16 protein-coding genes are annotated in these 23,678 nt (G+C 43.0%); 8 read left to right on the forward strand and 8 right to left on the reverse strand.

What is annotated here, in order from left to right; genetic code table 11:
* Window positions 1-18: 18 nt before the first annotated feature.
* Entirely contained in the window at window positions 19-2,442 is a 2,424-nt protein-coding gene (gene pheT / locus LAQ65_RS13770; protein ID WP_224117553.1) for a phenylalanine--tRNA ligase subunit beta, read from the reverse strand.
* 168 nt (window positions 2,443-2,610) lie between these two features.
* On the opposite strand from pheT, the gene LAQ65_RS13775 reads away from it, so the two are divergent.
* The 3 genes from LAQ65_RS13775 to LAQ65_RS13785 all read left to right on the forward strand — a co-directional run bounded on the left by LAQ65_RS13775 (window position 2,611) and on the right by LAQ65_RS13785 (window position 5,830).
* Entirely contained in the window at window positions 2,611-3,024 is a 414-nt protein-coding gene (locus LAQ65_RS13775; RefSeq protein WP_224117554.1) for a hypothetical protein, read from the forward strand.
* Between the two features lie 547 nt (window positions 3,025-3,571).
* Complete coding sequence (dnaB, locus tag LAQ65_RS13780) at window positions 3,572-5,125, forward strand: replicative DNA helicase (RefSeq protein WP_224117555.1); 1,554 nt, start codon at window positions 3,572-3,574, stop codon at window positions 5,123-5,125.
* Between the two features lie 3 nt (window positions 5,126-5,128).
* Window positions 5,129-5,830 carry an RsmE family RNA methyltransferase gene (locus LAQ65_RS13785; RefSeq protein ID WP_224117556.1) on the forward strand — a complete coding sequence of 234 codons (702 nt, stop codon included), beginning with the start codon at window positions 5,129-5,131 and terminating at the stop codon, window positions 5,828-5,830.
* Here the strand turns inward: LAQ65_RS13785 and LAQ65_RS13790 are convergent, their stop codons facing one another.
* Together LAQ65_RS13790 and LAQ65_RS13795 are read right to left on the reverse strand one after the other, a co-directional pair.
* Window positions 5,831-6,652, reverse strand: coding sequence for a TerC family protein (locus LAQ65_RS13790; protein WP_224117557.1), 822 nt, complete (start codon window positions 6,650-6,652; stop codon window positions 5,831-5,833).
* A 35-nt stretch (window positions 6,653-6,687) separates the two neighbouring features.
* On the reverse strand, window positions 6,688-7,734 hold the full coding sequence (locus LAQ65_RS13795) for a quinone-dependent dihydroorotate dehydrogenase (RefSeq protein ID WP_224117558.1): 1,047 nt from the start codon (window positions 7,732-7,734) through the stop codon (window positions 6,688-6,690).
* 134 nt (window positions 7,735-7,868) lie between these two features.
* Between LAQ65_RS13795 and LAQ65_RS13800 the strand changes: the two genes are divergently transcribed.
* The 4 genes from LAQ65_RS13800 to LAQ65_RS13815 all read left to right on the forward strand — a co-directional run bounded on the left by LAQ65_RS13800 (window position 7,869) and on the right by LAQ65_RS13815 (window position 14,112).
* Complete coding sequence (locus LAQ65_RS13800) at window positions 7,869-9,044, forward strand: thiolase family protein (protein ID WP_224117559.1); 1,176 nt, start codon at window positions 7,869-7,871, stop codon at window positions 9,042-9,044.
* Between the two features lie 148 nt (window positions 9,045-9,192).
* On the forward strand, window positions 9,193-9,837 hold the full coding sequence (locus tag LAQ65_RS13805) for a LuxR C-terminal-related transcriptional regulator (RefSeq protein ID WP_224117560.1): 645 nt from the start codon (window positions 9,193-9,195) through the stop codon (window positions 9,835-9,837).
* Window positions 9,838-11,673 carry a tetratricopeptide repeat-containing sensor histidine kinase gene (locus tag LAQ65_RS13810; protein ID WP_224117561.1) on the forward strand — a complete coding sequence of 612 codons (1,836 nt, stop codon included), beginning with the start codon at window positions 9,838-9,840 and terminating at the stop codon, window positions 11,671-11,673. It abuts the gene before it with no gap.
* Between the two features lie 66 nt (window positions 11,674-11,739).
* On the forward strand, window positions 11,740-14,112 hold the full coding sequence (locus LAQ65_RS13815) for a TonB-dependent receptor (RefSeq protein WP_224117562.1): 2,373 nt from the start codon (window positions 11,740-11,742) through the stop codon (window positions 14,110-14,112).
* Window positions 14,113-14,152: 40 nt separating this feature from the next.
* On the opposite strand, the gene LAQ65_RS13820 is transcribed toward LAQ65_RS13815, so the two are convergent.
* The 5 genes from LAQ65_RS13820 to LAQ65_RS13840 all read right to left on the reverse strand — a co-directional run bounded on the left by LAQ65_RS13820 (window position 14,153) and on the right by LAQ65_RS13840 (window position 21,966).
* On the reverse strand, window positions 14,153-15,940 hold the full coding sequence (locus LAQ65_RS13820; protein WP_224117563.1) for an ABC transporter ATP-binding protein: 1,788 nt from the start codon (window positions 15,938-15,940) through the stop codon (window positions 14,153-14,155).
* A gap of 81 nt (window positions 15,941-16,021) precedes the next feature.
* The gene (locus LAQ65_RS13825) at window positions 16,022-17,563 is read right to left on the reverse strand and encodes a YifB family Mg chelatase-like AAA ATPase (RefSeq protein WP_224117564.1); all 1,542 of its coding nucleotides are present in this window, start codon (window positions 17,561-17,563) and stop codon (window positions 16,022-16,024) included.
* A gap of 38 nt (window positions 17,564-17,601) precedes the next feature.
* A complete protein-coding gene (locus LAQ65_RS13830) occupies window positions 17,602-19,206 on the reverse strand; it encodes a M1 family metallopeptidase (protein ID WP_224117565.1) in 1,605 nt (534 codons plus the stop codon).
* 19 nt (window positions 19,207-19,225) lie between these two features.
* Complete coding sequence (locus LAQ65_RS13835; RefSeq protein WP_224117566.1) at window positions 19,226-20,542, reverse strand: MutS-related protein; 1,317 nt, start codon at window positions 20,540-20,542, stop codon at window positions 19,226-19,228.
* Window positions 20,543-20,625: 83 nt separating this feature from the next.
* Window positions 20,626-21,966 (reverse strand): dihydroorotase, encoded by a 1,341-nt coding sequence (locus LAQ65_RS13840; protein ID WP_224117567.1) that lies wholly within the window; start codon window positions 21,964-21,966, stop codon window positions 20,626-20,628.
* 33 nt (window positions 21,967-21,999) lie between these two features.
* Here LAQ65_RS13840 and LAQ65_RS13845 point away from each other — a divergent pair, with 33 nt between their 5' ends.
* Complete coding sequence (locus LAQ65_RS13845) at window positions 22,000-23,667, forward strand: hypothetical protein (protein WP_224117568.1); 1,668 nt, start codon at window positions 22,000-22,002, stop codon at window positions 23,665-23,667.
* The last annotated feature ends 11 nt before the right edge of the window (window positions 23,668-23,678 follow it).

Below are 23,678 nucleotides of genomic sequence, written 5' to 3' on the forward strand. Positions count from 1 at the left end.
CTGGTTCTGACCAATATTTTATTTCCTTATTTCGGCTCCAACTTCTTTTTCGAGTGACTGCATAATGCGATGCATCATACCATCGATCTCTTTATCTGTCATAGTTTTCTCTTCATCAAGAAAGGTAAAGCTTACGGCAACCGATTTTTTTCCTGCTCCTAATTTATCACTTTCAAAAAGATCAAAAAGGGATAGTTTTTTAAGTTTAGAAATAGTGGCTTTTTTAACAGCTGATTCAATAGCCCCATAGGGCAGTTCGCGTGGAACCAGCATCGCCAGGTCGCGTTGAACAGGCAATTGGCGGGGAAGTTCCTTGAAACTAATGGTATTTCGGGTGGCAAGGGTTAATACCTGTTGCCAATTCAGGTCAGCAAAAAAAACAGGTTGCCGGATGTCAAACTGTGCCGCCTTTGTTTTGGAGACCTGGCCGGCGATGCCAATTAGGTCTTTCCCTGCTTTAATCAATAAACAATGCTGAAGGCCGGGAGCTGAACCCTCTTCCCAGCTAAGCTGGGCAAGCCCGGCAGCGGATGCGATTTTTTCAATGACCCCTTTCAGCGCAAACAAATCTGCAGCATTCCCTTTACTGCGCCAGGAAGCCGGGGTAATTGTTCCGGTAAGGTAAATGCAGCAATGTGGAAGTTCCAGGTAATTGCCAATGTTTTTTTGTTGATAGGTTTTACCCCATTCAAAAAACTGCAAATCCGTATTCTTACGGTTAAGGTTATATGCAACAACCGATAACCCGGTTTCCAGCATTGCCGGTCTCAGTACATCCAGTTCAACGCTAAGGTTGTTTAGCATTTTTACGGAACCTGACAATTGGTCTTCTGTAAACCAGGCACTATTGGTGATAGAATTGGTTAAAATCTCCCTGAAGCCGGAGCCGGCGAGGTACTGTGCGATTTTTTCGCGCAATTTGCCATCCTGGTCATCTTCTACAGAAGGCGTAATTGTGATCGCCTGTGGTATTGTAACATTATCCAGTCCATCAATCCGCAGAATTTCCTCAACGATATCTGCCGGTATCGAAATATCTGGTTTGCTGAAGGGAACGGAAACCCATAGTTCATCAATACCATCTTTCAGGATTTCAAAGCCAAGGGCTTCTAAAATCTTTTTAACGGTGTCGGGATGGTAATTTTTGCCACTCAGTTTTTTAAGATAGTGGTACTTTATTGCCACCTGCTTTTTCACTGCTGGATTCGGGTATACATCAACGATATCTGATGAAATTGTACCTCCTGCCAGGTCTTTAATAAGCAGCGCTGCGCGTTTCAGAACCGGGACCGTTTGGGAAATATCAACGCCTTTTTCAAACCTGGTAGCAGCATCGGTGCGCAAGCCATGCCTGAAAGATGTTTTACGGATGGATGCGGGATTGAACCAGGCGCTTTCAAGGAAAATATTTTTGGTGTTTGCAGTAACGCCGCTATGCAAGCCGCCAAATACGCCTGCTATGCACATACCGCTTTCTGCATTACAAATCATCAGGTCTTCCTGGCTTAATTTCCTTTCTTTTTCATCGAGCGTTATAAAACCAGTTTGATCGGGAAGGGTTTGTACGATGACCTGTTTGCCTGTAATAGCATCTGCATCGAAAGCGTGCAGCGGTTGCCCCGTTTCAAGCAATACGAAATTGGTAATGTCAACAATATTGTTAATAGGCCGAACGCCTACGGATTGCAGGCGGTCTTTCAGCCATTGCGGGGAATCACCAATGGTTACCCCGGTTAAACTAACTCCCGCGTAGCGCTGGCAGGCCACTTCATCTTTTATACTAACAGTGATGGATAATGCCTGGTCCTGCACTTTGAATGCGTTAACGGAAGGCGATTTGATGCGTAATTCTTTTTTATCGTGGTGTGTCAGGTAGGCGCAAACATCGCGGGCAACACCCATATGGCTCATGGCATCCATCCTGTTTGGCGTAAGGCCTATTTCGAAAATCGTATCTGTATACGGGAGGAAATGGCTGGCTGCAGGAGTTCCGGGTTTCAGTTTGGCAGGTAAAATCATGATACCGGCATGATCTTTACTCAATCCAATTTCGTCTTCAGCACATATCATGCCCTGGCTTTCCACTCCCCTGATTTTTGCAAGCTTCATAGTAACAGGTTCTCCGGATATGGGGTAGATAGTACTACCCACCGGTGCAACGACAACTTTTTGTCCGGCTGCCACATTTGGCGCCCCGCACACAATTTGCAGTGGATTTCCCGAACCTATATCAACTGTAGTTATTTTTAATTTATCTGCGTTAGGATGGGGTTCACAGGTTAGTACTTCCCCGATAACCAGACCTTTAAGGCTGCCTTTCAGCGATTCATAAGGTTCCATATTTTCAACTTCCAACCCAATAGCTGTAAGGATCCTGGACAGGCGGTCAGGTTCTACGGTAACCGGTAAATATTCGCAAAGCCAATTGTACGAGATGGTCATGAAACGTATTCGAATTAATTGTATATAAATGGTTGACCCGGAAATTGCAACCCGGATTTATTTAAAGGGCAAATATAACAGTTTGTGCAGGCATGACCTTGATTATGCCCTTTACCGGCCTGAAAATTTGATTGTTGTACTAGATTTGTGAACAATAAATTGTGCATTATGCTGATGCGGGTCACTTTGTTAATCATTTTAGGGGGTATTACTGCATGCGGAAGAGATATAGCAGAACAAACGCCATTTAAGGACCTGAGTGAACAAATGGATGTTTTGGCTATACTTCAGGGGTCCATTGGAACAGACATTGCTGCTGGTGATTGGCAATCGGCGTATGAAATGACGGTTTCCATGGACAGTGTTTTCTCGAAATTGTCAGATGACTTTCCCAAACACCAGCGGCTGAATAAGCCATTCAGCGAATATTATGCTGTAAAACTTGATAAAACAGTTGGGGAACTACTGAAAAGCATCAAATCAAGGGATAGCCTTGCCGCAGTAAAGGGATATCAGCTGCTGGTAAAAAGGTGCAATAGTTGTCATAATGATAATGAAGTGGCTGAAAGGGCACATTTATGAAAGTCTGCCTTGCCGTGAAACAATAGTGAAACAGGCTATTGTGAAAAAAAAGGTGTTTTAACGGTATTGCAAAGGCCTATTCAAAATCATGCTGGTATTGAATAATGGCGGTAAAGGGAAAAAAGCGATTTTCCCAGAAGGCCTTGCAGGAAAGGATTTTAGTAAGTCGGTCATCATTCAGAAACCTGCCGAAATGCATAAAACCCCATCCTGTAGTATGCAGTTACCCACCAAAAATCAAGATCATTATCTTTGTACACAACCTGTGTGAATTTCCTTTGCAATTCCAAGGAAAACTTTTTTAAATTGTGGAAAGCCTATGGGATTATGTGGAAAACAATATAAAATCTGTGGGTAACCTTCTGCATTACTTAAGCATAACTAAACGGGATAAAAAATTTTTTAAATAGAAAGGGGGGGGTATATATTCGCCGTCCCGACTTAGGGTGTTAACACCTTTTTCATGATTTCTTAAACTAATAGTAACATCAGGAAAGCGCACCCGGGAAGGCATTGAATCACCTTGAAGCCCCTTTGTACACTATAAATGGACCTGACAAATATCAATAAAGACCGAAAAGCCAGGCGAAAAGGTTCGCTTGATCTCAGTACGATGGTTTATGGCAAAGTGCCCCCCCAGGCAAAAGACCTGGAGGAAGCTGTTTTAGGTGCCATTATGCTCGAGAAAAGCGCTTTTGATACCGTGCTAGAAATACTTAAGCCGGAATGCTTTTATGTAGATGCTAACCAGCGGATATTCAAGGCAATGCAGGCTCTTACCCAAAAAAACCAGCCAATTGATATCCTTACTGTTGTAGAAGAGTTGCGGAAAAAGGAAGAACTGGAACTGGTGGGAGGGCCGTATTATGTAACCAAGCTGACCAATACCGTAGTTTCTTCAGCCAATATTGACGCGCATGCCAGGATTATCCTTCAAAAATTCATCCAGCGGGAGTTAATCAGGATCAGTGGTGAGGTAATAAGTGATGCATACGAGGATTCTACGGATGTTTTTGATTTGCTGGATACTGCGGAGAGCAAACTATTTGAAATTACCAATAATCACCTTCGGAAAGATTATAATTCAATTGATTCTGTGTTAGTCAAGGCCGTCCAGCGGATTGAGGACCTCCGTAACCAGAAAGAAGATATTTCGGGTGTGCCTTCCGGGTTCCCGAGTATTGATAAAGTGACCTATGGATGGCAGAAAACCGACCTGATAATCCTTGCAGCACGTCCTGCGGTAGGTAAAACTGCATTTGCACTGAACCTGGCACGTAATGCAGCTTTGAGTCCTGTCCGTCCTACGGCGGTGGCATTGTTCAGCCTTGAAATGAGTGCCGGGCAATTGGTGCAGCGGATACTTTCTGCAGAAAGTGAAATATGGCTAGAAAAGATCAGCCGGGGTAAGCTGGAAGAATATGAAATGAAACAGTTGTATGCAAAAGGCATCCAGCGTCTTTCCGAGGCCAAAATTTTTATTGATGATACGGCCGCCCTCAATATTTTTGAATTAAGGGCCAAATGCCGCCGTTTAAAAAATAAGCATGACCTGGGTTTGATCATCATAGATTACCTGCAGCTCATGAGCGGTGCAGGTGGAAATACCAACCGGGAACAGGAGATCAGCCAAATCTCGCGCTCGCTTAAGCAGCTGGCCAAGGAGCTGGAAGTGCCCATTATTGCGCTATCACAGTTAAGCCGGGCTGTGGAAACCCGTAAAGAAGGAAATAAGATGCCGCAATTAAGTGACCTCAGGGAATCAGGTGCTATTGAGCAGGATGCTGATATGGTAATGTTTATATACCGGCCGGAATATTATGATGTTAATGCAAATGAGCATGGTGAAAGTGTAAAAGGCGAAACACATATCCGGATTGCAAAACACCGTAATGGTTCTTTGGAGACCATAAAACTTCGGGCACAATTGCATATCCAGAAATTTGTGGATGATGGTATAGAAGGCGGTGATAGCCAGGCTGGAGGCCCATCCTGGAAACCCATTGCCCCAACAGGCGCCACACCAGGTAATGATGGATATCGCCAGATCGGCAGCCGTATGAATGATGTGTCCTTTGATGATGATGAAACCCCCTTCTGAGGCATGGCGCTCCCCTTTTTTTATTTGCCCAAGCTTGTAAATGAGGACATACTGCACCTGGACGAAGCCAATTCCAGGCATGTAGTTGCTGTTTTAAGAATGGCAGAAGGCGAAGAAATTAATATAACAGATGGCAAAGGGAATCTTTATACTGCAGCGATAATTTCCCCGCATAAAAAAAAATGTGCAGTTAAATTGACCGGAAAGCAATTTGAAGCCCGTAATAATGTGCTCGTCACAATTGCCATTTCTCCTGTAAAAAATGTTTCGCGGATGGAATGGTTCCTTGAGAAAGCTACAGAAATAGGGGTAGCGGAAATCATTCCTTTAATTTGCCACCGCACAGAAAAAATGCATTTCCGGTTTGAAAGAATGCAGCAAATAATAATTAGTGCAATGTTGCAAAGCCAGCAGGTTTGGCTTCCCCGGCTGCATGAACCAGAACTTTTCAATACCGTGATAGATAAAAAGGGCTTTGGCCGTAAATGGATTGCACATTGCCTTCCCGAAGAACGGAAATCCCTGAGAGAACAGGGTGCTGCACAAAATGCGCAGCTGTTGCTTATCGGCCCGGAAGGTGATTTTACGCCGGAAGAAATTCAACAGGCCCTTGCACTGCAATGTGAACCTGTGATGCTGGGTGATAACCGTCTGAGGACTGAAACCGCAGGCATGGTAGGGGCGACGTTGCTTTGTGTTAGATGATTATTTCGCCCGGTCGCTATAATGTTCCGGATGCTTTCCTGAAGCACCGGATTTTTCCAGGCTGGGCTCCCTGAGTTCAACAGGTTTTGGCCTGGTCCTTTTGCGCATAACCATATTCAGCACTTCAACACCAAAGGAAAAAGCCATTCCGAAATATATATAATTTTTGAGGTGAAGCTCATGGGCGGCCTTGCTATCCCAACCTTCAATGACCAGGCTGAGCCCTATCATAACAAGGAAAGATAAGGCAAGCATTTTCAGGGTAGGATGTTTGTGGATGAAACCGGCGATTTTCGGACTGAATAAAAACATAATGATCATTGCGATTACAACTGCGGCGATCATGATTTCAACATGCTTGGCAGTACCACCGGCGGTAATGATGCTATCGAAGGAGAATACGGCATCTATTATCACAATCTGTATCAATGCCTTGGGTAATGAGGTCCCTTCCTGGGACTCGCCAGATTCATTAGGGTCTTCCCCCTCCAGTTTGGCGTGTATTTCCTTGACTGATTTATAAATCAGGAATAATCCGCCGCAAAGCATTACAAGGCTGGCAAGGTCAAAACCTTTATCAGAAACAGAGAAAATAGATTTCCCTTTTTGAGAAAGTAACCACCCCAAACCCATTAATAATAAACTACGCACTATAATACCAGAGACCATCCAGAACCTGCGTGCTTTTTTCTGTTGCCGCTCATCATCCAGGCGATTAAGAATGATGCTAACGAAAATCACATTGTCAATACCCAGTACAATTTCAAGTATTACCAAAACGATAAAACTGATTATACTTTCGCTGGTGAATAAATATTCCATGTTTCGCTGTGCTTAAAAGAATGGCTGTTAAATTATTAAAGGCCGGAACAGATTTTTTTGGCAATAGCCGGGCCAACATAAATAAAACCTGTCCACACCTGTACCAAAACCGCACCTGCCTGCAACTTTTCAAGAGCGTCTTCAGCGGTAAAGATACCACCGCTGGCGATAACCGGAATAGTTCCTTTTGATCTTTCGGTTATATATGCCACGATTTCGGTTGCACGTTTACGTAATGGTGCGCCACTAAGTCCACCGGCACCGATTTCTTCCAGTTGTTTTGCTGTAGTTACCAGGTTTGCCCTGCTGATGGTTGTGTTAGCTGCTACCAATCCATCGAGCTGAACTTCCATAGCCAGGTCTATTACATCATCTATTTGCGGGCTGGTAAGATCTGGTGCGATTTTAAGGAGCAGTGGCTTTGGTTTAGGTTGCTGCCTGTTAATCGTCTGGAGGTGTGATAAAATTTTATAGAGAGCATCTTTTTCCTGCAATTCCCTTAATCCGGGGGTATTCGGCGAACTAACATTTACCACAAAATAATCTACCACATCAAACAATTCACGGAAGCAGATTTCATAATCTTTCCAGGCATCTTCGTTAGGGGTGATTTTGTTTTTCCCGATGTTTCCACCAATGACGAGGCTTGCCTGGTTAGCGGGAAGTTCAGCCTGTGCAGCTTTCCAGCGTCGCAATCTTTCGGCCACAACTTTTACCCCCTCATTATTGAACCCCATCCTGTTAATAAGCGCCCTGTCTTTAGGCAGCCTGAAAAGCCGGGGTTTATCATTTCCGTCCTGTGGTTGCGGTGTTACCGTGCCTATTTCCACGGAACCAAAACCGAGTGCTTCTAATTCACGCAGCCAGCGGGCATTTTTATCAAAACCAGCCGCCAGGCCAACAGCATTTTTATACCTTAAACCAAAAGCTTCAACCGGTTTAGTGTGGCGGGCTGAAAAACTACGGCTGATCCATTTCTTAAATAATGGCACTGAGCATGCAGCCTGCAGGCAGTTCATCGAGAAATAATGAACGGGTTCGGTGGGAAACTTAAAAAGAATACTTCTTATCAATGAATACATGCTCAAAAAAAAACTCTTTAGCCCATCCTGACAAAAAAATATTTTATGAAACAGCCGGATCACTTAAATTTGGCATAGAAAGTTGTCTATGCAACTTATTTTAGGATTCATTTTTTACTGAATAAATCAAGGTTATGCAGGAAGCTTATATAGTTGCGGGTTACCGCACAGCAGTTACCAAGTCAAAAAGAGGGGGATTCCGCTTTGTACGTCCCGATGACCTGGCAGTTGATGTGATCAGGGGGGTAATGGCAAGCATACCGCAACTGGATCCGTCCAGGGTGGATGACCTGATTGTTGGAAACGCAGTTCCCGAAGCGGAGCAGGGTTTGCAGATCGGCCGTATGATTTCGGTCAGGGCATTGGGAATTGATGTTCCGGGGATGACGGTTAACCGGTATTGTGCCAGTGGTTTGGAAACTATTGCAATTGCGACAGCAAAAATCAGGAGCGGACAGGCTGAATGTATTGTAGCAGGGGGAACAGAGAGTATGAGCCTGGTTCCAACTTCAGGCTGGAAGACAGTTCCAGCATATAGCGTTGCCAGTGAAACACCGGATTATTACCTGAATATGGGATTAACAGCCGAGGCGGTGGCAAAAGAATATGGTATTAGCCGGGAAGCCCAGGATGAGTTTTCCTTCCGGTCGCACCAGAAAGCAATGAATGCCATACAATCCGGTTATTTTAAATCCGGCATATTGCCCATTAGTGTTGAACAGGTTGCTTTAGATGCAAAGGGTAAGAAGCAGAAAAAAACCTACCTCGTTGATACTGATGAAGGTCCGAGAGCGGATACCAGTATTGAGGCGTTGGCCAAACTGAAACCGGCATTCGCTGCAGGCGGAGTAATTACCGCCGGAAATTCTTCCCAAACCAGTGATGGTGCTGCCTTTGTTGTGGTTATGGGTGAAAAAATGGTAAAAGAACTTGGCTTAAAGCCTATTGCCCGGCTAATAAGCTGTGCAAGTGCTGGTGTACATCCCCGTATCATGGGCATTGGGCCGGTTGCCGCTATTCCAAAAGCCCTAAAGCAGGCTGGATTAAATTTGTCACAGATAGACCTGGTTGAACTCAATGAGGCTTTTGCTTCGCAGGCTTTGGCTGTGATCAGGGAAGCCGGATTGAATCCGGAAACCGTAAATATCAATGGGGGAGCCATTGCATTGGGCCATCCTTTGGGATGCACAGGGGCCAAACTGACTATCCAGGTTACACAGGATATGAAAAGGCTTAACAAAAAATATGGGTTGGTAACTGCCTGTGTTGGTGGTGGTCAGGGAATTGCGGGGATTATTGAGAATTTATAGCCCCCATTTTAAGTGATTTTTCAACGCCGTGATCCCTCACGGCGTTTTTTATTGGGAATTTGTCAAGCGAAAACATTAAAATATCATTTCTTTGTAATCCTCATAGAATCAATGGGGATTACAATAATAATAAAAAGAAATGTGTAGTATGACCAGGGTTTTTATTACTGATGACCATGAAATGTATTTAGAGGGACTTTCCTTGCTATTGCAAAAACAAGATAGTTTAGAAGTAACCGGAACAAGTTCAACTGCTTTACAATTGTTATCAAGTTTGCCTGATTTGTCCCCGGATGATGTTTTGTTATTGGATGTTAATCTTCCCGACATGGAGGAAGAAGAATTGATTAAACAAATCAGGACCCTGAGACCCAGGCAAAAAATCATTTATCTAACCCTGATTAGGGGAACAAGATATGTGCATAAGCTGCTTAAGTACCAGGTCCAGGGCTATATACTGAAGAATGCCAGTGTAGATGAGTTATTGAATGCAATTAATATTGTAGATGGTGGCGGAACTTATTTCAGCAAGGAAATTGACATTTTAAGTGACGGTGATTTTCGCAACACCCTTACTGTTGAAGATAAGCAAGTGGGTGAAATACTATCAAAGCGCGAAATTGAAGTATTGAAACTTGTATGCAAGGAGTTCAGTAATGTTGAAATTGCGCAGAAATTATTCCTAAGTGTAAGTACGGTAGAAACACACAGAAAAAACCTGATTGCAAAACTGGGGGTTCAGAATACTGTAGGCCTTGTTAAATTCGCCATCAGGAATAATCTCATAGATTGATTGAAATATTTATTCCTCATACTGATTGTGTTTTGCCCTGTTTTGCACGCTGCCGCACAAGTTGCAGATACAAACTACCTTAAGCAATTATATGACAGGAGTGTAAATTTTTCAGAGGAAAAACTCGACTCTATTTCCTGGAATGCCAAATTTATTGAAAAACAATCAGCAGCAATCGGGTTTAAGAAAGGCAAAATTTTATCTCAACGGCTGTTTGGCCTGCATAGCGAACTTTCTGGAAATTATAATGATGCCATCCGTTACTTTTTATCCACGCTTTCCGCTTCGCGTGAGGGCCACTATCCTGAATACGAAATATCTGCATTAAGCGACCTGGCCATTACCTACACTGAAATAAAGCAACCCGAAAAAGCTAAAGAGGTTTACATGGAATGCCTGAAACTGACCAGGAAGAGAGGGGAAATTTCTTCTATTATTTCCGGGTATAGTAACATGGGGGCTATATATAATATCCTTAACGAACCCGATAGTGCACTTTATTACCTGACTGCTGCCTTGCAGTTATGCAAGCAGCACAATAACCAGAAGACCCTTCCATTTATTTATAACAATACCGGCAATGTTTACTTTAAGAAAAAAGAATTTTCTAAAGCTATTGAGTATTTCAGGTTAAATAAAGCATTGCATGATTCCACAAATAGCCAGGCTGATTTATGGATCGATTATTTAAATATTGGTGATTGTTTTATTGAATTGTCCCGGTATGATTCAGCCACATACTATACGCAGAGATCTTTGGAAATTGCCCAAAAACTGGGTTCTAAAAGTAAAGAGGCAGATTCTTATGCTTTAATTGCAAAATTATATGAAAGGCTCGGCCAGTATAAAAAGGCACTGGATTTCCAACGGCGTTGGTATAAACTGGATACCGCACTTGTAAATGAAGCTTCCAGCAGGACCATTGCTGAAATGCAGGAAAGGTTTCATGCACAGGACCGCGAAAAGCAAAATCAACTCCTGTTGGCTGAAGTTGGCCAGGAAAAATTGAGGAATCGCTACCTGAGTTACCTCACAGCGGCGGCAGTATTAATAGGGTTATTAGTTGGTATTTTCCTTTTGGTATACTGGCAGGCAAACCAGAAACTAAAAGAAGTTAACCAGGTTATTGGTAAGCAAAAAGAAAAATTATCGGCGCTTAACCAGGAAAAAAATTCGTTGATCAGCATTGTATCCCATGACCTTAGTACGCCATTCGCAAGTATTGCCATGTGGAGCCATTTGATCAACGAAGACAGTTCCTTATCAGACGACCAGCGTAAGGCGCTTGGTAAGATTCGCGATTCAGCACAAAGTGGTGAACGTTTGATAAGGAATATCCTCGATATTGAAAAGCAGGGCACCAGTACCAGGCAATTGGAGATTGAGGATACTAATATGGGGGCATTTGTTGCCCATGTCGTACTGGAACACCAGCATACAGCCGAATCAAAAAATATTACATTAATCGGACCTGACGCAAATACTAATATTTTCTTATTAACCGACCAGGACCTTGTTAAGAGAATAATCGATAACCTGGTATCAAATGCAATAAAGTTTTCACCCCCGGGAAAAAAAGTATGGGTTGAAGTAACCGGCAATGAAAATAGGGTGATTCTTACTGTAAGAGATGAAGGGGTAGGAATACCGGATGGTGAAAAGAAACTACTTTTTACCAAGTATGCCCAATTGTCACCGAGACCAACTGCTGGTGAAGAATCAACAGGGTTGGGTTTGTCAATCGTAAAAAGATTGGTGAATGAGCTGAACGGCACTATTTCCTTTAGTAGTGAAGAAGGTAAGGGAACCTCCTTTGAAATCCAGTTTGAAAAATAGTTGCAGCGTTGTGGTAAATCATCCACGACTGTCTATATATTTGCAACAGCGTTTCAAAAATATACTATGACGAGGTCGTTTTATTCACTATTGATCTTATTATTAGGTTGGCTCAGTTTACCTGCACAAAATCAAAAAAACTCATTAAGTGGAATTGTATTGGATGCGCAAACGGGAAAACCGCTTGCAGGTGCTACTGTAATGATAACCGACCTTAAAACGGGGGGTGTTACCAATGAGGCCGGCCGGTACCATATTACAAATATATCAGAGGGGCAGCACCTTGTTGAAGTATCCTATGTGGGTTTTGCTTCAGTTTCTGAATTTGTAATGGTAACGCCAGATGCTGTAAAAGATTTTAAGTTACAACCGTCTGTGGTGGAGAATGAACAGGTTGTGGTAACCGGTATCAGCACTGCCACGCAGGCCCGCCGTAATCCGACACCGGTTTTGGTGGTGAAGAAGCAGGACTTATTGCGATCGGTATCTACGAACCTGATCGATGCTTTGAGCAGCAAACCAGGCATTTCCCAAATGTCTACGGGACCGGCAATTTCTAAACCGGTCATTCGGGGAATGGGCTATAACAGGGTAATTGTTTTAAACGATGGGGTCAGGCAGGAAGGGCAGCAATGGGGCGATGAGCATGGGATTGAGATTGATGAACAAAGTGTGCAAAAAGTGGAGATACTTAAAGGACCGGCTTCGTTGATGTATGGCAGTGATGCAATGGCAGGAGTAATTAATATTTTAACCAATGTGCCTGTGCAGGATGGATTAATGAAGGGTTCGATTTTAAGTAATTACCAAACCAACAATAAACTCAGGTCTGTTCACCTTGATTTGGGGGGTAATAAAAATGGGTTGAACTGGAATGTTTACGGATCATTAAAAGCTGCGGCTGCTTATCGGAATAAATATGACGGGCCGGTTTTTAATTCCAATTTCAATGAACAGAATTTTGGGGGATACATAGGCTATAATGGCAACTGGGGTTATAGCCATTTGCTATTAAGCAATTTTCACCAGCAACTGGGTATCATTGAAGGAGAAAGGAATGAAGCCGGACAGTTTATAAAATTATTGCCGGGTGGTGTACAGGGATTACCTGATGAAAGTGATTATAACAGCATACACCCTAATATTCCGATGCAGGAAATAAAGCATTTCAAAATTGCTTCTGATAATAATTTCCAATTGGGGGGGAATAACCTGGCGGTAAACATAGGTTACCAACGAAACCAGAGAATAGAATTTGGGAACCCGGATGACCCGAAGGAAAAGCAATTGTATTTTGATTTACAGACAGTTACTTATTCCGGCGTATACCATTTAAAAGAAAAGAAGGGCTGGAAAGCAGCCCTGGGACTTAATGGCCTGTTGCAACAGAATGAAAATAAGGGAATAGAAGCCTTAATTCCCGAATACCATATGTTTGATGCGGGATTATTTGGGTACCTGCAGAAAAGGATGGATAAGTTCACTTTCAGTGGCGGCCTCCGGTTTGATAACCGGCATCTCAACACTACTGCTTATGCAGAAAACGGTGTGACAAAATTTGAATCATTCAGTAAGGACTTTTCCAATATCTCGGGCAGCGCGGGCATTAGTTACCTGGCAACCAAATCAACCACTTTCAAATTAAACCTTTCCCGGGGATTCAGGGCGCCAAGTATACCTGAGCTTTCTTCCAATGGGGCCCATGAAGGAACAAACCGTTACGAATACGGTAACACGCAACTTCACTCTGAAACCAGCTGGCAGGCTGATCTTGGCGCAGAATATAATGCTGAACACATATCGGCCTCTGCAAGTTTTTTTATTAATAGCATTAACAATTATATCTATTATGCCAAACTTGAGTCAGTATTGGGTGGCGACTCACTCGTTAATGGAAATACAGCTTTTAAATTTGACCAGCGCAATGCTGCACTTGCCGGATTTGAACTTGAAATAGATATCCATCCGCACCCACTTGACTGGTTGCATTTTGAAAATACATTTTCCTATGTGCGTGGCCGTTTTGCCGAAGGCATTGAGGGAAACCGGAATATTCCCTTTATTCCCGCAGCACACTGGGTAGCTGAATTAAGGGCAGACCTGCTTAAAAAAGAAGTACTGTTCAGCCACCTTTCACTTAGGGTCCAGTTAGACAATACTTTCCAGCAGAATAATATTTTTGATGTGTATAATACAGAAACAAGAACGCCCGGTTATGCATTGGTAAATGCAGGCGTCAGTACCGATCTAATGACCAATAAGAAAACCCGTGCAACAATTTTCCTTAATGTTATGAATATTGGTGATGTTGCTTACCAGAACCATTTAAGCCGCTTGAAGTATACTGCTGAAAATTTGGCTACTGGCAGAACCGGGGTTTACAATATGGGGCGAAATTTTAATATCAAATTGCAGATTCCGCTGGTCGCACACCTGTAAGGGAAATCCAGGAACCAACTTCCTGCTGCTGAGTCAGAAATCAGGAAATTGATTCAGTTATAGCTGGTTGGCTGACCAATTTTCTTTCACCAATCTGTTGCCGCCACATGGCATAATAAAGTCCTTTTTCACTCAGTAAATCCTGGTGAGTGCCGGTTTCCACGATTTCACCCTTTTCAAGCACATAAATCCGGTCGGCATGCATAATAGTAGACAGCCGGTGTGCAATCATGATGGTAATCTGGTCGCCTATTGCAGAAATATTGCGGATTGTCCTTGTGATTTCTTCTTCAGTTAATGAATCCAGTGCCGAAGTAGCTTCATCGAAAATTAGTAAATCGGGTTGGCGGAGGAGGGATCTCGCGATCGATAAACGTTGTTTTTCACCACCACTCAGTTTTAATCCACCTTCCCCTATCATCGTATCAAGTCCCTTTTCTGCTCTTGATAGCAGGTTATTGCAGCTGGCTTTATTCAATGCATCCAGCACATCGTCATCAGTAGCTTCAGGATTGACGAACAACAGGTTTTCCTTTATGGTGCCTGAAAATAACTGTGTGTCTTGTGTAACGAATCCTATTTGTGTGCGTAATTCATCAAAATCAATATCGTCTTCGTTTATCCCATTATAGTCTATATGACCAAGTTGCGGGCGGTATAGTCCTACTAAAAGCTTTACCAGTGTTGTTTTTCCTGCTCCTGATGGACCAACAAAGGCAATGGTTTCTCCTTTTTTTACTTCAAAGCTGATCTGGTGTATGGCAGATTGCTGGGCCGTTTTGTGTTTGAAGCTTACACTATTAAAAGACAAATGGCTAATTGCAGAAATTGGTTTTGGATGGTCGGGCCTTGGTTCGGGTTTTTTCTGCATCAGGGTTTTGAAATTATTAAGTGATGCTTCAGCTTCCCTGTAGGAGAGAATAATATTGCCGATTTCCTGAAGGGGTCCAAAAATAAAAAAGGAAAAAAATTGCATGGTCACCATTTCTTCAGGCTTCATTTTTTCCTGGTAGATCAGCCACATCAAAAGGAAGAGTATTACCTGGCGAAGGGTATTCACGAAAGTTCCCTGGACAAAACTGAGGCTTCGAATGCGTTTAACCTTGGTAAGTTCAAGACTGAGTATTTTATAAGTATTCTTATTCAGCCTGTTCACTTCCTGGTTAGTCAGGCCAAGACTCTTGATTAATTCAATATTCCGCAAAGACTCTGTTGTTGTGCCAGCTAATGAAGTGGTTTGGGCAACAATGTTTTTCTGTATGACTTTTATTCTTTTGCTGAGCAGGTTGGTAATAAATGTGAGCAAAATAATACCGCCAAAATAAACAATGGGTAAGCTCCAATGGATATTAAAGGCATAAATAGCAACAAATAATATTCCGATAATAACCCCGAAAAGTATATTGATAAAGTTGGAAATAAAGCGTTCAGTATCTGTTTCCACTTTCTGGAGGATACTAAGTGTTTCGCCGCTTCTCTGGTCTTCGAATTCGTGGTATGGCAGTTTCATGGCGTGCTTCAGTCCGTCGGTAAACACCCTCGCCCCAAATTTCTGGGTTACCACGTTAAAGAAGTAGTCCTGGAAGGCTTTTGCTATCCTGCTTACCATTGCTACAGAAATAGACATCAGCAGTAACCAGCCAACAGCCCTGACGAACCCTGAATAATTGCCAACGTCTTTATACTGTTTGTAATTGAAGGCGACCTTGATCATTTTACCGAATATAATCGGATCGATCATGGAAAAGCCGGTATTGAATGCAGCCAATACCAGGGTTAATAGTACCAGCCATTTATAAGGTTTAAGGTATTGCAGGAGTATTTTCATATTAAAGAAAGATAATCCTAAAATTAGCCCTTTATTTTTGAGCTGAACTAATCTACTGAATTCCTAACCTGCCTTTCGGGTTTAGCCGGCCCATCCTTCCCTGTCAAGGCTCCGGTATTGAATGGCTTCTGCTATGTGTTCCGGAAGGATATTTTGGCTCGAAGCCAGGTCGGCAATGGTACGGCCCACTTTCAGGATTCTTTCATAGGCCCTTGCTGAAAGATTTAGTTTTTCCATGGCTGTTTTAAGCAATTGATTTCCAGATGGGGTAAGCAGGCAGATTTCTTTCAATAGCCGGTTGTGCATTTGTGCATTACAATAGATGCCTGCGAAAGAACTGAACCTTGCTTCCTGGATTAGTCTTGCAGCGATAACGCGCTTCCTTATATCAGCTGAGCATTCCTGTTGTTGGATACCTGTAAGGTCATTAAACTCGACCGGGGTTACTTCGACATGGAGGTCAATCCGGTCCAATAATGGGCCTGAGATTTTATTCAGGTATTTCTGTACTACCCCGGGAGGGCAGGAACAGTTTTTTACCGGATGGTTGTAATAGCCACATGGGCAGGGGTTCATAGCTGCGAGCAACATAAAACTAGCCGGGAAATCGAGGGCGGTTTTAGCCCTTGAAATCGTGATTTTCCTTTCTTCAAGGGGTTGCCGCATAACCTCGAGTACAGTTCTTTTAAATTCAGGGAGTTCATCCAAAAATAAAACTCCGTTATGTGCAAGTGATATTTCCCCTGGTTGGGGAAGGCTTCCGCCACCTACAAGAGCCATATCACTAATTGTATGGTGCGGTGCCCTGAATGGGCGTTTACTGATAAGGGTTGTATTTTCAGGTAATTTGCCTGCAACGCTGTGTATACGCGTTGTTTCCAATGCTTCGTTCAGTGTAAGTGGTGGAAGGATGGTGGGTAACCTTTTAGCCAACATCGATTTTCCCGATCCGGGCGGGCCAATTAAAATCGCATTATGTCCACCGGCCGCAGTGATTTCCAAAGCTCTTTTTATATGTTCCTGGCCTTTTACTTCAGAAAAGTCGAAGTCTGCCTGTAATTGGGCTTCCAGGAATTCTTCCCTGGTATGGACAGCAACTGCAGTAGCCTGTCCTGGCTTTTCCAGGCAACTGATTACTTCATTAAGGTGCTTTACGCCGAATACCTGCAGTTGGTTCACCATGGCGGCTTCCCGCGCATTTTGGATAGGCAGGATAAGTCCCCTGAATTTTTCTTTACGACAGCTAATGGCAATTGGCAGTGCCCCTTTTATAGGCAGGATATTACCATCCAATCCCAGTTCTCCCATTAAAACAAAATCTGCCAATGCCTGGACATTGAGTAGTTGCTCCGTTGCGGCAAGGATCCCTATGGCAATAGGCAAATCAAATGCTGAACCCGATTTTCTGATATCAGCAGGGGCCAGGTTTATAATAACTTTTGTGCGGGGCATGTAAAACCCATTGGATTTGATTGCACTTTCCACCCGTAAAATACTTTCCTTAACCGCGTTATCGGGCAGGCCAACCACAAATGTACTTGCACCGAGTGTTACATTTATTTCAATAGAAATGGTTACTGCTTCAATGCCGTAAACTGCGCTTCCAAATGTTTTAACTAACATCCGGGAAAATTAGGTTCCGGCTGGTTATGCATCAAGCGTTATTTAACCCTTTTTACAGTCCATTCGGCTAATAAGTTCGTATTGGGATCAACTGTGAGCAATACTACAGGATCTGCTACCGGTAATGTGAAAACGCTTTTCCGGCCGGTAATATTGAAGGTTTTGCTGATTATGCCATTTGTTGATTTAATGCTTATTTCAAGGGGGAATTGCAAAATGTATTCCTGCATTTGGCGGATGTAAATTTCAAGTTGGCCATTCGGCTTGCTTTTCCAGCTAACAAAAAGACCTGGAATTTCAGGTTGACGCAGCCACTGGTAAAAAAATAGTCGCAGGTCTTTATGTGAAATTTCTTCGCAAACGCTTCTGAAATCATCGGTTGATGCATTTTTACCGGCGAACCTGCTATAATAAGTGGAAATTGAATTCCAGAATTGGTCATCCCCTAAATTCCTGCGAAGCATATGCAAAACCCAACCACCTTTCTGGTAACTGTTGGCATTTAACAGGTTCATGAGTTTGTTTTCCATGCTATCGATAACAGGTTTTCCGGGATATACTTTATGGAAGTTGATTACTTTCAATCGTTGTTCTTTCAGCATGGCCTGAAGGGTATCTGTTCCATATTGTTTTTCCATGTAAGCATCGGTCATATAAGTTGCAAACCCTTCGCTGAGCCAAAGATGTTGCCAGGAAATTTCTGTGGCGCTATTTCCGAACCACTGGTGAGCGATTTCATGGGCCAGAAGAGGCTCTTCCCTGCGCTTACCGTTCACTGAATTTTCATAATAAAAAATGCATCCTGCATTCTCCATACCGCCAAAAATGGTTTTGGACTGTACATTGGCAAGTTTAGCGAATGGGTAAGGGCCGACTTTATCCATAAAAAATGGCAATATGCTGGTTGCCTGGCCATAGTCAAAAAAACCATTAACGTGGTCTTCGGGGAAAACCCAGCTGTATACAGGAACAGAGCCAGCGGAGCCGGCATAGCCCACAGAAAAACCGGCAAGGCCGATTACCATCACTTTAGTTGGTATGGCAAAATTCTCCGTCCATTCTGTAAGCGTATATCCATTTCCATTATTTGTTCTTTCGGTTTGTAGTCCATTTGAAACAACCTGGTAATGATCAGGCGCCAAAACCCTGAAAGTAACGGTGGCTTTGTCAGAAGGATGGTCATTGCACGGAAGCCATTGATGGGCCCGGTTGGGCCAGTTATCCCCGAAAAATGTACGGTGACCATATTTATTTGTTGAGATGATCAGGCCATCTGCGGGTATACCGGAATAGTATACCTGAAGATGTAACAGGCTGTCTTTGTCATATTCACTTGAATCCGGGACGTGTAGCTGGTTTAGCTCGTGTTTGAAATTGGATATATGCCCCTGCAGCAGTACTGAAGAAATAGTCATGCCCTTACCATCCGGAGTTTTTCCCGCAAGGTCGAATACCAGTTCTTTAGCGCCGGTTTTTTTTCTAAGGTCGATATCTGCGATCCCTTCAATAGTATTGCTGCTGTCGGTGATTCTTAATGCAAATGTGTAATGCTGAACATCAATATTATGGTAGAAATAATGTTCGGGTTGTGTCCATGCGTTTGTAAAGTATAATAAGCAAACCAGCATGCAAAGGAACCTCATATAAACAGATTTGGCAGGTTTATAATTTTTCGAGCAGGTCTATCACCTTTTCGCGTTTCAGGATAAGATAGCCCAGCCGGTCATTGCTGATACCTTCTTTCAAATGGTAGCCAAATTCAAGCTGGTCGTCTTTTACGGCGGTTTCAAAATACCGGAAAATAATATTGGGATGGGATTTTAGTTCCTCCCCGATTTCGTATAAGTGAGTAGATAATATGAATAGGGAATTATTGATTTTGATCAGTCCCTTAATTACTGCAAGGGAACATTTCATGGCATCCTGAACATTAGTGCCCTTAAACAATTCGTCAATAAGCACCAGCCATTTATGGCCGTCATTAATTTTTTGGATTGTGTTTTTAATACGCTGTACTTCATTGAAAAAATAACTCTCTCCTTTTATGATATTATCTGATACGTTAATATTACTAAGTATGCCTTCGAAAAGTGATAATTTGATATTTTTCGCAGGTACACCCATTCCCAGGTGAGCGAGGTAAACTGCCGCACCGACTGACCTGATAAAGGTGCTTTTTCCTGCCATGTTTGCACCAGTTAAAAAAAGGAAATTGTGTTGCTTATCGAGCGTTACATCGTACGATACAGGTGCAGGTATGAGAATATGGTATAATCCTTCTGCTTCGATAAATGGCTGCCCACTTTCGGAAATCTCAGGAAAACAAAGGTTGTTTTCTTTCATGGCCACAGCCATACTATACCATGCGTCGAGTCGGGCAAATAAATGGATCAGTTCAAGAGTCTGGTTTTTGTACCTGTTGTGCAGGAAATGCCCAAAGTAAACAACCTGAACCGGGGTAAGTGAGTATCCGGCGGGCAGGTTTGCGAGTTCGCTTATATGCGGATCTTTTAATAATTGCGCGGATCTTTCCAGGACGATCCTAAGATTTGCCGGGATTTGGTTTGCCGATAAATGATCGATAAGTTGCCGGAATCCCCTAACAAAATCTGAAAAGTGCCCTATGCTGTATTTAACCATGGCGAAATCGGGGCCATTAGTAAGCTTATAAATAAATCCGTTGAAGAGGTTATGGCTATGAGGTATTGGGTCTATTTGCGCGTCATAGAATTTCTCCATAACCATAATAGTGCCATTGGTAATGGTCATCGGCCATTGGTCAACGTTACTAAGAATGATTTTCAATATCTGCTGCGTTTGCAAAATCGGTCCGGATTCATTAAATGGCTCCCGGAAAAGATGCATAAGCCAGGCTTTCCCATCGGCAGTTCGGGTGTAGTTGAGGTGGTGGAAAATGGAATGTTCCTCTTCCTGGTGAAAAATAGAAAGGTCAAGTAGAGAGGTCTTATCTATATCCATAGCTTTTCAATTTTTCTGGTATATGGCCTAGTTAGGTCGTAATGGAATAGAATAAGATGCAGGCTGTCTCATATTTCATAAAACTAGCGGTTAAATAATAAGCGCTGTCCTTTTCTTGTTTCATCAAATTCCCCGTTAGCATAAACAAGGTGGCCATTGACAAATGTATGGGTAATGGCTGCAGGAAACGAACTGCCTTCAAGGGGGCTCCAGCCGCATTTATACAAAATATTGTTTTTATTTACGGTTGAAACCTGGTCCCTGTTTAGCAATACGAGGTCTGCATGGTACCCTTCCCGTATAAATCCCCTTTCCCTGATGTTAAAGCAGCGGGCTACACTATGGCTCATTTTATCGACTACCTGTTCCAGGCTGATGCGGCCATCCTGGACATATTTGAGCATCAGTAACAGAGAATGCTGAACAAGCGGAAGTCCGGCGTGGGCATGCAGGTATTCTTCCTGTTTTTCGGCCCAGGTATGCGGTGCATGATCTGTGGCGATGATGTCAAGCCGGTTATCAAGCAATGCCTTCCAAAGCGCTTCTTTATTGGAAGGCGCTTTAATTGCGGGGTTGCATTTTATCAGGTTACCTAATTGCGGATAGTCATCACTGGTAAAGTGAAGGTGGTGTACACATACTTCAGCTGTAATCCTTTTGTCTTCAAGGGGAAGCAAATTGGAGAATAATTGCAATTCGCGCTCTGTGCTGATATGCAGGATATGTAACCTGGTATTGAATTTCTTTGCCATCTGGATGGCATAAAAAGAGGATTCAAAGCAGGCTTCTTCGTTCCTGATGATGGGGTGATCTGCAGCTGTTATCGGCCTTCCGGAAGCTTTCATTTGTTCGAGGTTCCGCTTTATGATCTTCTCGTCTTCACAATGGGTGGCAATTAAGACCTCGGATTCACTGAAGACTTTTTCAAGTGAGAGAGGGTTGTCGACCAATAATCCACCGGTGGAAGACCCCATAAAAATTTTAATGCCACAAACAGACTCTTTCTTGTCATTGGTTTTTAGCGTTTCCGTGGTATTCTCATTGGAAGTACCCATGAAAAAAGAGTAGTTCGCCAATGAGGTATCTGCACCTATCTGGTATTTTTGTTCCAGCAGCTCCTGTGTAAAAACCGGAGGTACCGTATTGGGCATTTCCATAAAACTGGTTACCCCGCCAGCAACTGCAGCCTTTGATTCGGTATAAATAGTTGCTTTGTGTGTGAGTCCGGGTTCCCTGAAATGGACCTGGTCATCTATAGCTCCAGGCAAAAGGAAAAGCCCTTCCCCATTAATCTCGTTGACCGCCCCTGAAACATTGATCCCTGAGCTTATTTTACTGATACGGCCACCCGAAATAAGTACATCGCCGGCGGTAACCTTTCCTTCGTTTACTATTTGGGTATTCTTTATCAGGTATTTTTGCATAATTTGTTGATTAGCTTTTAAATATTCGAACCTATGCAAGTTATTAAAAGACTGCTGTACATACTCTCTTTATTGGTACCCGTAGTGGGTTTTTCGCAATCAACCCTTCTTCCGCAAGGATATAAACACCAGCCACTGATGGACAGGCTGGAGATCAGGTTCAGGGACAGTGCCATGTCTTTCCAGAATTTAAAGCCATTTGACAGGAAATCCTGGGTGGGTGTACTCGAGCGGCTAGATACCACGGCTGTATTTTCGAAGGCAGATGCACATAATATCAACAGCGCGTTGATGAATAATTCAGAATGGGTAACCGGATCAAAAGAATCCTTCCAGAGCAGGAAGCCTTTTTTGAAAACATTATATATAACAAAGACAGACCTGGTTCATGTGGATGTCAAGGATTTCTTCCTTACAGTTAACCCTGTTTTTCAGTTCATGGTCGGGAAGGAGTCAGGCACTGATGAAAAGATGTTCCAGAATACAAAGGGGGCTACGGCGAGAGGCTTAATTGCCCATAAGATCGGGTTTGATTTTTACCTGACTGATAACCAGGAGAGGCCGCCCTATTTTGTGAAACAGTTTGAAGACACTTTTCATGCTGTTCCAGGTAACGGTTTCTATAAAGCATTTAAGGAAACGGCCTACGACTATTTTGATGCAAGGGGATCAGTGTATTTTAATGTGACCAAATATATTAATGTGCAGTTTGGTTACGATAAGAATTTTATTGGCGATGGATACCGTAGTTTCTTTTTAAGTGATTTTTCAAGCAATTACCTTTTCCTCAAACTCAATACGAAAATATGGAAACTGGATTACCAGAATTTGTTTATGGAGTTAACGCCCCAGGAACCTATAAATAATGGCAGTGTGTTACTCGATAAAAAATATGCAGCCATGCACCACCTCAGCTGGCAGGCAAACCGATGGCTGAATATCGGGCTGTTTGAATCCATTATTTATGGCCGGGAGAACCATTTTGAATTTTCCTATCTTAATCCAATTATCTTCCTGCGGTCAATTGAGCAGCAGAATGGCAGCAAGGACAATGCAAATGTGGGATTTGATTTTAAGACCAATGTGGCTAAACGCTTTCAGTTTTACGGACAGGTATTGTTTGATGAATTCAAGTTGAGTGAAGTAAAAGGAGGCCAGGGATGGTGGGGAAATAAATGGGCGTTACAGCTAGGTGGGAAGTATATAGATGCATTTGGAGTGAAGAACCTGGACCTTCAGGGCGAGTTCAATATGGCCAGGCCTTTTACCTATTCCCACAACGATTCAGTGTCTAATTACAGCCACTATAACCAGCCATTGGCGCATCCACTGGGTGCGAATTTTCATGAGTTTGTTGGAATTGCCAGGTACCAGCCACATCCAAAATGGAACATCCAGGGGAAACTGATTGCCTGGAGGCAGGGCCTTGATTCTGCAGGGATTAATTTTGGCAGCAATATATTTCGCCTTTATGACACCCGGCCAGCAGATTATGGCTGGTCTATTGGTACAGGGAGGAAAGCTACCGGTGTTAATGCCTCTTTATGGATTGGATATGAACTTGCAGAAAATTTATTTATAGACGCATCATTGATGGTTCGCAAATATGATGTTCCTGATGATCCCCTGTTAACACGCAACATCACCATGGTTTCCCTTGGATTCCGGATGAATATGTTCAGGAGAGAGTATGACTATTAAGTGTAACCGAA

The organism is Flavihumibacter profundi, assembly GCF_020076305.1.
Lineage (GTDB): Bacteria > Bacteroidota > Bacteroidia > Chitinophagales > Chitinophagaceae > Flavihumibacter > Flavihumibacter profundi.